The organism is Herminiimonas contaminans (genome assembly GCF_015645465.1).
GTDB classification, from domain to species: Bacteria; Pseudomonadota; Gammaproteobacteria; order Burkholderiales; family Burkholderiaceae_D; genus Oxalicibacterium; species Oxalicibacterium contaminans.
In genome coordinates, this window is the sequence record NZ_JADOEL010000003.1 from 246,196 (window position 1) to 259,091 (window position 12,896).

Sequence of the window (12,896 nt, forward strand, 5' to 3'; positions counted from 1 at the left end):
AGGCGAGGTGGCAACTGATCAGTTGCGTAAATCAATCGACCAAATGATTTTTGATCGCGTAATGCGTCAGCTCCGCATTATGGCGAAGTTTCATTTTCTGCAATAAGCGTGAGCGATACATGCTGATGGTTTTGACTGACAGCACCAGTTCGGTGGCGATGTCACTGACGGTTTTGCCGGAAGCAATCATGGTCAGGGTCTGGTATTCGCGATCAGACAGGGTTTCATGCAGCGGTGTTTCGTGGTCGTCGCTGATCTGGTTGGCCAGCTCTTGTGCGAGCGCGGCGCTAATGTATTTACGGCCAGCGGCAACCTGGCGGATTGCATTTACCAGTTCGGCTGGTGCGCTTTGTTTATTCAGGTAGCCGGAGGCGCCGGCCTTGAGTGAGCGTATCGCGTATTGATCTTCGCGATGCATGGAGAGCATGAGAACGGCGGTCTTTGGGGATTCCTTCTTGACCTGCTTTAGTACTTCTATCCCGCTACGATCCGGCATCGAAATATCCAGCAACAGCACCTGACAAGTACCTTCACGGGTAAGCTTGATCGCTTCGATGCCGTTTTCGGCATGACCCGCTACAACGATATCTTTCGTGTCAGCAAGAATTTGCTTTAAACCCTCACGTACGATCGCATGATCGTCGGCAATCAAGACTTTAATTACGTTCTTCGTTGTCATTGTTATGCTTTATGGCTGTCTGGATAGCAGTGCCAGATTCGAGTTAACTATTTGTCTATATGTGACAAATTTTGGCGCAACAAGGTTCCTGACCGCCAAATTCTGTCGCTTAATGCCCAATATTATTCGTCTGGATATTGTCAGATACCGGCCTAGTGGGCAAAGGCAGGTTAATAGCAACGACTGTGCCACCTTTCGGCGCGGTGCTGACAGAAAGGCTGCCGCCTAATGCCACCGAACGCTCGACCATGCCACGTATACCAAATGATTTTGGTTTTGCGCGATCCGCCAGCTCTATGCCGCGTCCGTTATCGATAATCTCCAGCCGTACATACTGCGGCGTATGCATGAGCTGTACCGTTACCAGGCTGGCTTGCGCATGTTTGGCAATATTGGTCAGCGCTTCCTGGAAGATGCGGAACAACGCTGTCGCCTGATCCATATCCAGATCTATTTCCGCCTTGTTTGAAACAAATTCACATGGCATGCCCATTTGCTTCTCGAATTCCTTGCTTTGCCAGTCGATCGCAGCGACCAGGCCGAAATCGAGTATGCCGGGACGCAGGTCACCAGCGATGCGGTGCACGGTTTCTATCGTGCGGTCTACCAGTGACTCAACGTAGGCGGCTTTCTCATATAGCTCCGGAGATTTGGTCGGCAAGCGTCGTGTTAATAGCGCCAAAGCCATTTTGATCGCGGTCAGGTTGCCGCCGAGATCGTCATGTATCTCGCGGGCGATACGGGTGCGTTCTTGTTCTTTAACGGTATTGACGTGTGCCGACAGCTCAGCGAGCTGCGCGCGGGAACGGATGATTTCTTCCTGCTCGAGTTTGCTGGCGGTGATATTTGTCATGATGCCTTCCCACTGCACACTGTCATCATCCAGTGCACGCGGGGTGGCGCGCAGATTAATCCACTTGATGTCTTTCCATTCCTCGACCCAGATCCGGCCTTCCCAGTTCCAGTTGCTCATCTGCTCGGCAGAGATACGCATGGTGTCGCGGAATGAAGACATGTCCTGATGCAAAATCAAACCGGTAAACAGGGTCGGGTTGTCGCATAGTTTTTCTGAACTGATGCCCAGCAAGGCTTCGCAGCCATCGCTGACATAAGGGAAGGAGAACCTTCCATCCTTGCGGAGGCGGAACTGATAAACCAGGCCCGGTGTATTGGACACCATCGTACTCAGGCGCGCTTCGCTGGCGCGCAATGCCTTGTCTGATTTGTAGCGCGAACTGACATCATTGCCGATAGCGATGATGGCCGGTGTCGTGTCGGATGCCAGGTAGAACAACTGGAATTCGATCGGATAGCTGCTGCCATCCTTGCGTGTGTGCTGGGTACTGATGGAGACGGAGGTATTGCTGTCGTTTTGCAGATCTCGGATAAACTGCGCGTACGCTTCTTGCGTGACATCCCTGGCGATGCAGGTGGGCGACATCGCACTTAATTCATCGTGGTTGTATTGCAGGTTTTTGCATGCACTTGGATTGACGTACTCAAAGCGTAATGTGTTGTAGTTTAAAACGTAGATTTCGCTGGACGATCCTTGCAAGATCGTTGGCAACCACTCAGCATGCATCGTGTTAATGACAATTCCCTTTTGTTCAATATGTCTTTTGCTTGTAGCGCGGTGACCAGGCATCTCGTCTCCTGCAAGCTAAATGTTGGATGTTATTTCAACTGAAAACAACTGCGACGACTTTAGCATAAGTTATTCGTATTCATGCTCGTAGTTATTTACAGTTGTAGGGGCGGGCGTTGATGTCTGCGGCAATTTATTGATGGCCCTATATCGGCCCGTCTTGAGAAAGACGGCAGATTGGAGAACTGTCGAATGAGGGGTGCTACTTTGCGTGGAATGAGGAAAAATGCCTTTGTAGAATTATTTAGATAAAAAATTGCAATCAAGGCTTCCAATCTGAAATATAGTCATGCTATAATTTTTTCTTTCGCGGCTGTAGCTCAGCTGGATAGAGTACTTGGCTACGAACCAAGGGGTCGTGGGTTCGATTCCTGCCAGCCGCACCAGATATAAAGGGTCCATCGCAAGATGGACCCTTTTTTCTTTTCTGGATTCGATTTGCCTCGTGTGCGATACGGCTAAACAAAGGCTTCCTCCTGTCCTGTTTTGCAAAGCTAAAAAGCGAACGGTTTGCTAAGTCCGCACCTCATTGGTGGGCGGTGTAGAGCTCCCAATTCTTTCTATTCTCCAAATTTGTATCCATATCCTAAGTAATAGCGGATGGCGTCCTGCATCAGGTGGTTGGCTTGATCTCGTCGCTTGCATAGAAGTGCTTGTCGCATCGTCATGCGATGGGCGTTGCGGTAATTGGAATGCGTCCCGGCATGGTCCCGAATGGATGGATCGAACTTTTTAGCCGCAGGCACATGCTGTTCTCATCTTTGTTCGGGATTGAGGCGGACTGCTAACTAGGGTGCAGGCGGCTCCTTGTGGTCAGGCGCGAGCGGTTTCTGATTGTGCATGCTGGTCGTTAGTTTTCCGCCGCAGCACAAATTTTCGGGTTGATTGTATGTGCCCTGTGTAGGTCACAGCCGGTCGTTTTCAGACTTGGCAGCACCCGGAATAATTGCAAGCGCCTGTTAGACGTCGATATTTTTCAACATATTTGTAACATGGCAGATAGCTTTTAGCTGCTTATCTTGTCGAATTGCACTAAAATAGTGCGCTCTGTGAAAGATGCAGATTCAGCCTATTCCTTCACGTAGTAAAGCGACGCTATACATCAATTGCGATCGCAGACTGTGATCCGGTACTGAACCGGATGCGCACTTCCCCCATTTATTGTTAGGAGCAATTTTGACTCACGCCACCGTGGACGGCTTTCTTGCCATGGTCGCCAAGCGCGACCCTCATCAACCAGAATTTTTGCAAGCTGTTAAAGAGGTCATGCTCAGCTTGTGGCCTTTTATTGAAAAAAATCCGAAGTATGCAAAGGATGGTTTGCTGGAACGCCTGGTTGAGGCAGAACGCGTCATTCAGTTTCGTGTGTCATGGGTAGATGATCGTGGCCAGGTGCAGGTCAATCGTGCTTTCCGTATCCAGCACAGCTCGGCGATTGGTCCGTTCAAGGGCGGTATGCGTTTCCACCCATCGGTCAATCTGTCCATCCTGAAGTTCCTCGCATTCGAGCAAAGCTTTAAGAATGCATTGACGACCCTGCCTATGGGCGGCGGCAAGGGCGGTTCCGATTTCGATCCTAAGGGCAAGAGCGATGGCGAAGTGATGCGTTTCTGCCAGGCTTTGATGTTTGAACTGTATCGTCACCTTGGTTCGGATACCGATATTCCGGCTGGCGACATTGGCGTTGGCGCGCGTGAAGTTGGTTACATGGCTGGCATGATGAAGAAGCTGTCGAATGATACTTCGGCCGTTTTCACAGGTAAGAGCCTGGCCTACGGTGGCAGCCTGATGCGTCCTGAAGCGACCGGTTACGGCACAGTCTATTTTGCTGAAGAAATGCTGCGTCATAGCGGCAAGTCATTCGACGGCATGACAGTTTCGGTTTCCGGCTCCGGTAACGTCGCGCAGTTTGCAGTTGAAAAAGCGATGGAGCTGAATGCGAAAGTCGTGGCGATGTCCGACTCCGGCGGTACCGTTTACGATAAGGACGGCTTCAACGAAGAGAAGCTGGAAGCCATGAAAGAATTGAAGAACGTCAAACGCGGTCGTGTTGAAGAGTTCGCCAAACAATTCAAGTTGCAATACGAAGAGGGCAAGCGTCCTTGGCATATCCCGGTACAGATCGCCTTGCCTTGCGCAACGCAGAATGAGCTGGACGGTAACGATGCGGCAACCCTGATCAAGAACGGTGTTGTATGCGTAGCCGAAGGCGCCAACATGCCTTCGACGCTGGAAGCGGTTGATGCTTTCATCAATGCACGTATCCTGTACGCACCTGGCAAAGCCAGCAATGCAGGTGGTGTTGCTACTTCCGGTCTGGAAATGTCGCAGAATGCCTTGCGCCTGTCCTGGCACCACGCTGAAGTTGACGAGCGTTTGCATAGCATCATGAAAGAAATCCACGCCAACTGCGCACACCACGGCAAACGTGCTGATGGTTCTATCAACTATGTTGATGGCGCGAACATCGCTGGCTTCGTCAAGCTGGCAGACGCGATCCTGGCGCAGGGCGTTTATTAAGTAGTACTATTTGCTTAATACTTTGCTTCCTGGCATCAATCTGAACGCTTCCTTAACGGAAGCGTTTTTTTTTCTACGTGTTATCCCTCATCAACTAGCGTTGGTCGAGCATCCCAAACTGTGCCATTATGGGCGGATCGAATATCTGTCAGTCGGCGATCGAATATCTGTCGGGCAGCAAACGCCGAAAAGATCTATAATTGCTTCATTGATGAAATAAATGAGTCGAATGGATTTTGCTTGTAACTGGTTTCACCTGTCACTAGCGAGGTCACCTCAAACATGAAATCCCGTTCATCCTTTGTCTATATCTGGTTCGCCTTCCTGCTGCTGTTTTCGCAGCATGTTGCGTTCGCTGGTGCGCTGACATATGTACAACAAACGGCTTTCGACCATCAATGTACGCTCGAAGAGGGCGACTCCGCTGATGGTAATCTCTCCAAACACCTAGCATTAGACGAATTCGATGATGGCGCATCGTCGCTGTCGATCCAACCGTTTGTGCCACAGATGATCGTGGCCAAGCTCGAAGTCACTTTCGAGCAATTCCTCTCGGTAGCCGCGCTACCATATCGCTCCCGCGCACCTCCAGTCGTATAGCAGGCATTTGACGTAATGGCGTGCGCTGTTTCTATCCATGCGCGCACATCTGGCCGTGTTGGTCAACGTCATCAATCACACGAATAAGTCACAGATCGTCGATGGTCTTGACCCACATCGGAAACCTTACGTTTCCTTATTCGGATGCCTGCCGTCAAACAATTCATTCGAAACAAGCTGGTGGCCCGTTATGGCCAGACCGACTCTGTTTCAACGTTTATGACTTCTTGAGAGGTGGTTAGAAATGAGCAACAATCAAACAAGCACGGCTGTACAAGCCGGCACAGGTTACAAAAATCGCTGGATGCAACTCGTCATCGGTATCGTATGTATGGGTTTCGTGGCGAACTTGCAGTATGGCTGGACCTTGTTCGTAACACCGATGGACAATGCCCATCACTGGGGCAAGGCTGCGATTCAACTCGCATTCTCGATCTTTATCGTGACCGAAACATGGCTGGTACCTATCGAAGGTTACCTGGTCGATAAATTCGGTCCTCGTCCTGTTGTTGCCGGTGGTGCAATCTGTGCTGGCCTGGGCTGGATCATCTACAGCTTCGCTTCGTCGCTGCCTATGCTGTACGCAGGTGCAGTTGTGTCGGGTATCGGCGCTGGTTGCGTCTACGGTACTTGCGTTGGTAATGCGTTGAAATGGTTCCCGGACCGTCGTGGTCTGGCAGCTGGTTTGACCGCTGCCGGTTTCGGTGCTGGTGCTGCGATCACAGTGATTCCTATCGCTAACATGATCCAATCGGCTGGCTACGAAAAAACCTTTTTCACCTTCGGTATCATCCAAGGCGTAAGTATCTTCATCCTGTCGATGTTGCTGGTAAAACCAGTTGCACCTAAAGCCGCATTGGCTAAAGCCGGTTCCGCTACCAAGGTTGATTACACCACCAAGCAAATGCTGAAATCGCCAGTATTCTGGGTTCTGTACCTGATGTTCGTACTGGTTGCTTCCGGTGGCTTGATGGCAACTGCGCAATTGGGTCCTATCGCTAACGACTACGGCCTTGCTTCGCTGCCAGTTACCCTGTTCGGCGTTACCTTGCCACTGTTGACCATGACCTTGTCGATCGACAACGTTGCCAACGGCATCACCCGTCCACTGTGTGGTTTCATCTCCGACAAAATCGGTCGTGAAAACACCATGTTCATCGTCTTCATCGGCGAAGGCCTGGCACTGTTGGGCTTGATGACCTGGGGCCACAATATGTACGCGTTCATGTTCTTCGCAGCTTTGATCTTCCTGTTCTGGGGTGAAATCTTCTCGATTTTCCCAGCAATCTGCGCTGACATCTTCGGTAGCAAATTTGCTGCTGGTAACTCGGGTACCCTGTACACCGCTAAAGGTACCGCTGCTTTGTTGGTGCCACTGGCATCGGTACTGGCTGCTGGTGGTGGCTGGAGCCGCGTATTCGTGGTTGCAGCAATCATCACAATCTTCGCTGGCTTGTCGGCAAAACTGATCCTGAGCCCTATGCGTAAAAACATGCAGGCTAAAGAAGCAGCATTGCAAGCTTCGTCGGAAGACAAGCGCGTTACAGCTTAATCGGCTGGTAGTGAATTCTCAGGGCTTGCGCGCCGCCATGATCGTGGCGCCAGGCTCCTGAAGCAGCGCTCCCTGTGAGGAGGGCGATAAAAAAGGCTGATGCCATAAGCATCAGCCTTTTTGTGTTTACGGACGTTTATTGCAAATTTGCCGTTGTTTTACATGCGCCCGAAGCCAAACATGCCATCCCGCTCAAAACGCATATCCTGCGCGTTTTGCATCATCTTGACTACGCCGTTATTGTCGAAATGCACATGCATCACGGAGTTCCAGACGCCAGCTTCCTTGTATGGATAGCTCCAGACTTCAAGTTGCAACCTGGAGAGGTAGGAAGTTTCCGAGGGGTGGCCTATGGTACGCAGCACATCATTCTTGATCGCGATGCCGGGTTTGATGGTGGCGAATTTTTCTACTGTTAACACTTGTTCATAGGAAACCAGCCTGCCGCTGCGGTCAAAGCGCGCCATATTGGTGGCCTGGCCCCACGGGTTGCGCGTATACTCCAGCAAATACCCGTTTTTATCCTCGATCCGGGAGGTGGGTTGTCCCAGCTTGGAGATGACTGAAGCCTCGGGTTCGCCGATGTTGATAGGTGGTGGCATGAAGCTGGCGCAAGCGCCCAGCATCAGGAGTAATCCCCCCAAGATTGCTTTTTGACCATATTTCATGCTGTTTTCCTCAAATAAATACGCTAAGTGTTTGAATCGGCTAGGTCTTTCCGTTATACTGCGGGGCTGGTTAATTCGACCAGTTTTTTTAATCGTTGTTCACGGTGTGTGGGGTTCAGACTCTATGCATCGCATGTGAAAGGTAGTTTTTATGTCTCTCGAAAAAGCAAGCAAGGCAGCTATTGTTGCCGATAACGCCCGCGGTCAAAACGACACCGGATCGCCGGAAGTTCAAGTCGCATTGTTGACAGCTCGTATCAACGAACTCAACAGCCACTTCAAAGCACACACTAAAGATCATCATTCCCGTCGTGGTTTGATCATGATGGTTAATCGTCGTAAGAGCCTGTTGTCCTACCTCAAAGGTAAAGACGCTACTCGTTACCGCGATCTGATTGTAAAGCTCGGTCTGCGCAAGTAATTTCGTTGCGCTATTTTATCCGGCTTTCATAGATAAAAATGCCTGCGTCAGTTCTCTGATGCGGGCATTTTGTCTTTTGGTGGTTTGTACTTGTTTGTAATGTAGTTAGTAATAAAAACAATCGTTCATACTGCTCGATTGTTTGTGGTGAGGTGTACGACAGCGCCTGAAAATCTGTCGGTAAAATTAGAAAGGAACACCGTGTTTAATAAAGTCACTAAAACCTTCCAGTATGGCCAACATCAGGTCACGCTTGAAACCGGCGAAATCGCCCGTCAAGCATCTGGCGCCGTACTCGTCTCGATTGAAGACACCGTTGTACTGGCTACTGTAGTGGCAAAAAAAGATGCCAAGCCAGGTCAGGACTTCTTCCCGTTGACCGTTGACTACGTAGAAAAAGCCTACGCTGCTGGCCGTATCCCGGGCGGTTTCTTCAAGCGTGAAGGCCGTCCTTCCGAAAAAGAAACACTGACATCGCGCCTGATCGATCGTCCGATTCGTCCGCTGTTCCCGGAAGGTTATTTGAACGAAGTTCAGATCATCATTCACGTACTGTCGGTCAATCCTGAGATTGATCCGGACATCGCTTCCATGATCGGCGCTTCGGCTGCATTGTGCGTAGCTGGTATCCCGTTTGCAGGTCCTCTGGGTGCGGCTCGCGTTGGTTACATCGATGGTCAATACATCCTGAATCCGACTGCAACACAACTGAAAACATCGCAGATGGATCTGGTTGTTGCCGGCACTGAAACAGCAGTGTTGATGGTTGAGTCCGAAGCGCAGCAATTGTCGGAAGAAGTCATGTTGGGCGCGGTTGTTTATGGCCACGATCAAATGAAAGCAGTCATCGACGCGATTCACGATTTGGTGCGTGATGGCGGCAAGCCAGAAGTGCAATGGGCGCCTCCGGCAAAGAACGAAGCGCTGATCGCACGCGTAACTCATTTCGCAGAAGCGAAACTGCGCGCTGCATACCAAACCAAAGACAAGCAAGCACGTACCACCAAGCTGAAAGATGCATTTGCTGAAGTGAACAACGAGTTGGCGGCAGAAGCTGCTTCCATCGGCGCTGCGGCACCTGACGCAGCTGAAGTCGGCAACATTCTGTTTGATCTGGAAGCAAAAATTGTACGTTCGCAGATCCTCGAAGGCGAACCACGCATCGACGGTCGTGATACCCGTACCGTACGTCCTATCAGCATCCGTACTGGCGTATTGCCACGTACCCACGGTTCGGCATTGTTCACCCGCGGTGAAACACAGGCTCTGGTTATCGCAACCCTGGGTACCGCACGTGACGAGCAAAAGATCGATGCATTGATGGGTGAGTACTCGGATCGCTTCATGCTGCACTACAACATGCCTCCGTTCGCAACTGGCGAAACCGGCCGTGTCGGTACACCTAAGCGCCGTGAAATCGGCCATGGTCGTCTGGCCAAGCGTGCACTGGTTGCTGCCTTGCCAGCGCCGGAAGAGTTTAGCTACTCGGTACGTCTGGTATCGGAAATCACCGAATCCAACGGTTCGTCGTCGATGGCTTCGGTCTGCGGCGGCTGCCTGGCGCTGATAGACGCTGGCGTGCCTATGCAATCGCACGTTGCCGGTATCGCTATGGGCCTGATCAAGGAAGGCAGCAAATTTGCTGTTCTGTCCGACATCCTGGGTGATGAAGATCACCTCGGAGATATGGACTTCAAAGTGGCTGGTACCGCTAACGGCATCACCGCTTTGCAAATGGATATCAAGATCCAGGGCATCACCAAGGAAATCATGCAAGTCGCTTTGGCGCAAGCTAAAGAAGGCCGCGTGCACATCCTCGGCGAAATGGAAAAAGCGGTACCTAGCGGTGTTGCTGGCGAGTTGTCCGATTTCGCGCCACGCCTGATCACCATCAAGATCAATCCAGAAAAAATCCGTGACGTCATCGGCAAGGGCGGTGCAGTTATTCGTGCATTGACCGAAGAAACCGGTACCCAAATCGATATCAGCGATGAAGGCGTGGTCACCATTGCATCGGTAGATGCAGCTGCTGGTCAGGAAGCCAAACGTCGTATCGAAGAGCTGACCGCTTCGGTTGAAGTCGGCAAGATCTACGAAGGTACAGTTCTGAAATTGCTGGATTTCGGTGCCATCGTGCAAGTAATCCCAGGTAAAGATGGTCTGTTGCACATCAGCCAGATTGCCAACGAGCGCGTCAATGCAGTTGCTGATTACTTGCAAGAAGGTCAGCAAGTACGCGTTAAAGTTCTGGAAACAGACGACCGTGGTCGCCTGAAGCTGTCGATGAAAGCAGCGGTTGCGGAAGAGAATCCGGAACCAGCGGCAACACAAGAGTAATCGACTCCTGACATACCAGATGGTTAAAAACCGCCCACCGCGCAAGCTGTGGGCGGTTTTTCATTCTGTCAGAGTGGTATGACGTTTGACCATGCTCGCTGCAAGGGGATAGAATAGCGGGTTATTGAAATTATGGGTCTTATATGCGCCGCAAACTCGTCGCTGGCAATTGGAAAATGAATGGCAGCCTGGCTGCCAATGCGCTATTGCTGACGGAGATTGAAAGCGGATTAAAAAGCAATATGAGCAGCGCAACTTGTGATGTTGCTGTCTGTGTCCCAGCTCCTTATTTTGCGCAGTGCCAAGGCTTGTTAAATGGCTCTGCGATCACCCTCGGTGCGCAGGATGTCTCCGCCCACGAAGCAGGTGCATATACCGGTGAAGTATCGACCAGCATGCTGCAGGAATTCGAGTGCCGTTATGTAATCGTTGGCCACTCGGAACGTCGTGCCTATTTCGCCGAATCAAATGAATTGATCGCACAAAAAACTGTGCGTGCACTGCAAGCAGGTTTGACTCCTATCGTCTGCGTTGGTGAAACGCTGGCGCAACGCGAAGCAGGGCAGACCGATAGCGTGGTTGCAGAACAACTGAATGTCGTGTTGGCAGCGATTGCTGTAAGCGATCTGGCAAAGATTGTTGTAGCATACGAGCCGGTTTGGGCAATAGGTACCGGTAAGACAGCAACGCCAGCGATGGCGCAGGAAGTGCATGCGATGTTGCGCAAGCAGCTGCAGGTCAAGAATGCCGAAGCCGCAGCACAAGTCAGAATTCTGTACGGCGGCAGCATGAAGCCGGACAACGCGAAAGAATTGCTTGCCATGTCAGATATCGATGGCGGTTTGATCGGTGGGGCAGCATTGAAGTCGGTAGACTTTCTCGCCATCATCCAAGCGGCTTGAGTTGCAACAGATTTATTACGAATTACCTCAATACTGGAACTTAAATGAATAGCTTTCACACCATCATCGTCGTTGTTCAGGTTTTGTCTGCGTTGACGATTATCGGCCTCGTATTATTGCAGCATGGTAAAGGCGCTGACATGGGCGCATCGTTTGGTTCGGGTGCTTCGGGCAGCTTGTTTGGTGCGACCGGATCGTCCAACTTCCTTTCCAAATTTACCGGTGTTGCCGCGATCATATTTTTCTCTGCAACATTGGGTCTGGCATTCATCGGTAACAAGCCATCTACACCAAGCGCTGGTGTGATGGAAAACCTGCCAGCTTCAGCTGTTCCTGGCGCTGCTGCACCTGCACAAAATGCGCCTGCTGCTGCACCTGAAACACCAGTTGCGCCGAGTGGAACTGGTCAATCAAATCAGATTCCAAAATAAGCGTGTTTTATTCGCTGTTTGTTCTTGTTTTAATGCAATTGCGCATTGAACAAATGTGTCAAGGCGGGTTAGAATAGAAGTCTTGCCGACGTGGTGAAATTGGTAGACACGCTATCTTGAGGGGGTAGTGGCGAAAGCTGTGCGAGTTCGAGTCTCGCCGTCGGCACCAACAAAAATTCTAAGCCAGCAAGGGGGCATACCTAAGCTGGCTTTTTATCGACAAAACTGTCGTTTGATTTAACGGATTATTTTGCAAGCCAATTAATCGTTCAACATACTGCGCTAATCGTGAACCTCGAAAACTATTTCCCCGTATTGCTTTTTATTCTGGTCGGTATCGGCGTTGGTGTCGTACCACAAGTGTTGGGTCGTGTTCTGGCTCCGCATAATCCGGATGCACAAAAACTGTCCCCTTACGAATGCGGTTTTGAAGCGTTTGAAGATGCACGTATGAAGTTCGACGTGCGCTACTACCTCGTCGCGATTCTGTTCATTCTGTTCGATCTCGAAGTTGCGTTCCTGGTGCCTTGGGCAGTAGCAATGCGCGAAGTAGGGATGCTGGGATTTTGGTCAATGATGATTTTCCTTGGAGTGCTGACCATCGGTCTGGTGTTCGAATGGAAAAAAGGCGCGCTGGATTGGGAGTAAGTCATGGCAATTGAAGGCGTATTGAACGAAGGTTTCGTAACCACCACAGCTGACAAGCTGATCAACTGGACACGCACAGGCTCGATGTGGCCTATGACATTCGGTTTGGCATGCTGCGCAGTTGAAATGATGCACGCAGGTGCTTCGCGTTACGATCTGGATCGTTTCGGTGTTGTGTTCCGTCCATCCCCACGTCAATCCGACGTGATGATCGTGGCAGGCACACTGTGCAACAAGATGGCACCTGCATTGCGCAAGGTGTATGACCAGATGGCTGAGCCGCGTTGGGTTATCTCGATGGGTTCCTGTGCCAATGGTGGCGGTTACTACCATTATTCGTATTCTGTTGTGCGCGGCTGTGATCGTATCGTTCCAGTCGATGTCTATGTTCCTGGTTGTCCTCCAACCGCTGAAGCGTTGTTGTACGGGATCATGCAGTTGCAAAACAAGATCCGTCGTACCAACACGATTGCTCGCTAAGGCTGGTTTTTAA

Annotated in this window: 12 protein-coding genes and 2 tRNA genes; 11 read left to right on the forward strand and 3 right to left on the reverse strand. The window is 50.9% G+C overall.

From position 1 onward, the window contains the following. Nucleotides 1–31: 31 nt before the first annotated feature. Nucleotides 32–679 (reverse strand): response regulator, encoded by a 648-nt coding sequence (locus tag IXC47_RS05665; protein ID WP_175626696.1) that lies wholly within the window; start codon nucleotides 677–679, stop codon nucleotides 32–34. Between the two features lie 109 nt (nucleotides 680–788). Next, entirely contained in the window at nucleotides 789–2,234 is a 1,446-nt protein-coding gene (locus IXC47_RS05670) for a PAS domain-containing sensor histidine kinase (protein WP_230089410.1), read from the reverse strand. A 399-nt stretch (nucleotides 2,235–2,633) separates the two neighbouring features. On the opposite strand from IXC47_RS05670, the gene IXC47_RS05675 reads away from it, so the two are divergent. The 4 genes from IXC47_RS05675 (at nucleotide 2,634) to oxlT (ending at nucleotide 6,996) form a co-directional block, all read left to right on the forward strand. After that, nucleotides 2,634–2,710 (forward strand) — tRNA-Arg (locus IXC47_RS05675). Between the two features lie 790 nt (nucleotides 2,711–3,500). Then, nucleotides 3,501–4,844, forward strand: a complete 1,344-nt coding sequence (gene gdhA / locus IXC47_RS05680; protein ID WP_175626698.1) for an NADP-specific glutamate dehydrogenase — start codon at nucleotides 3,501–3,503, stop codon at nucleotides 4,842–4,844. A 282-nt stretch (nucleotides 4,845–5,126) separates the two neighbouring features. After that, nucleotides 5,127–5,444, forward strand: coding sequence for a hypothetical protein (locus IXC47_RS05685; RefSeq protein WP_175626699.1), 318 nt, complete (start codon nucleotides 5,127–5,129; stop codon nucleotides 5,442–5,444). 244 nt (nucleotides 5,445–5,688) lie between these two features. Then, nucleotides 5,689–6,996, forward strand: a complete 1,308-nt coding sequence (gene oxlT, locus IXC47_RS05690) for an oxalate/formate MFS antiporter (RefSeq protein WP_175626700.1) — start codon at nucleotides 5,689–5,691, stop codon at nucleotides 6,994–6,996. Nucleotides 6,997–7,154: 158 nt separating this feature from the next. Here the strand turns inward: oxlT and bamE are convergent, their stop codons facing one another. After that, nucleotides 7,155–7,640, reverse strand: a complete 486-nt coding sequence (bamE, locus tag IXC47_RS05695) for an outer membrane protein assembly factor BamE domain-containing protein (protein WP_326838376.1) — start codon at nucleotides 7,638–7,640, stop codon at nucleotides 7,155–7,157. A 175-nt stretch (nucleotides 7,641–7,815) separates the two neighbouring features. Between bamE and rpsO the strand changes: the two genes are divergently transcribed. The 7 genes from rpsO to IXC47_RS05730 all read left to right on the forward strand — a co-directional run bounded on the left by rpsO (nucleotide 7,816) and on the right by IXC47_RS05730 (nucleotide 12,883). Continuing rightward, a complete protein-coding gene (gene rpsO, locus IXC47_RS05700; protein ID WP_012079314.1) occupies nucleotides 7,816–8,085 on the forward strand; it encodes a 30S ribosomal protein S15 in 270 nt (89 codons plus the stop codon). 201 nt (nucleotides 8,086–8,286) lie between these two features. Then, entirely contained in the window at nucleotides 8,287–10,422 is a 2,136-nt protein-coding gene (gene pnp, locus IXC47_RS05705; protein ID WP_175626702.1) for a polyribonucleotide nucleotidyltransferase, read from the forward strand. A 143-nt stretch (nucleotides 10,423–10,565) separates the two neighbouring features. After that, nucleotides 10,566–11,324 (forward strand): triose-phosphate isomerase, encoded by a 759-nt coding sequence (tpiA, locus tag IXC47_RS05710; RefSeq protein ID WP_195874954.1) that lies wholly within the window; start codon nucleotides 10,566–10,568, stop codon nucleotides 11,322–11,324. Nucleotides 11,325–11,368: 44 nt separating this feature from the next. Further along, complete coding sequence (gene secG, locus IXC47_RS05715; RefSeq protein WP_175626704.1) at nucleotides 11,369–11,755, forward strand: preprotein translocase subunit SecG; 387 nt, start codon at nucleotides 11,369–11,371, stop codon at nucleotides 11,753–11,755. An 84-nt stretch (nucleotides 11,756–11,839) separates the two neighbouring features. Further along, nucleotides 11,840–11,924: transfer RNA gene (locus tag IXC47_RS05720), tRNA-Leu, on the forward strand. Between the two features lie 119 nt (nucleotides 11,925–12,043). After that, nucleotides 12,044–12,403: an NADH-quinone oxidoreductase subunit A gene (locus IXC47_RS05725; protein WP_175626705.1), complete on the forward strand. Its 360-nt coding sequence runs from the start codon at nucleotides 12,044–12,046 to the stop codon at nucleotides 12,401–12,403. 3 nt (nucleotides 12,404–12,406) lie between these two features. Continuing rightward, on the forward strand, nucleotides 12,407–12,883 hold the full coding sequence (locus tag IXC47_RS05730; RefSeq protein ID WP_012079319.1) for a NuoB/complex I 20 kDa subunit family protein: 477 nt from the start codon (nucleotides 12,407–12,409) through the stop codon (nucleotides 12,881–12,883). Nucleotides 12,884–12,896: the final 13 nt, after the last annotated feature.

What these genes read in the sequence shown, in the direction of transcription:
- oxlT (WP_175626700.1), top strand. Translation starts at nt 5,689, where the DNA reads ATGAGCAACAATCAAACAAGCACGGCTGTACAAGCCGGCACAGGTTAC.
- IXC47_RS05685 (WP_175626699.1), top strand. Translation starts at nt 5,127, where the DNA reads ATGAAATCCCGTTCATCCTTTGTCTATATCTGGTTCGCCTTCCTGCTG.
- IXC47_RS05665 (WP_175626696.1), bottom strand. Translation starts at nt 679, where the DNA reads ATGACAACGAAGAACGTAATTAAAGTCTTGATTGCCGACGATCATGCG.
- rpsO (WP_012079314.1), top strand. Translation starts at nt 7,816, where the DNA reads ATGTCTCTCGAAAAAGCAAGCAAGGCAGCTATTGTTGCCGATAACGCC.
- IXC47_RS05730 (WP_012079319.1), top strand. Translation starts at nt 12,407, where the DNA reads ATGGCAATTGAAGGCGTATTGAACGAAGGTTTCGTAACCACCACAGCT.
- secG (WP_175626704.1), top strand. Translation starts at nt 11,369, where the DNA reads ATGAATAGCTTTCACACCATCATCGTCGTTGTTCAGGTTTTGTCTGCG.
- tpiA (WP_195874954.1), top strand. Translation starts at nt 10,566, where the DNA reads ATGCGCCGCAAACTCGTCGCTGGCAATTGGAAAATGAATGGCAGCCTG.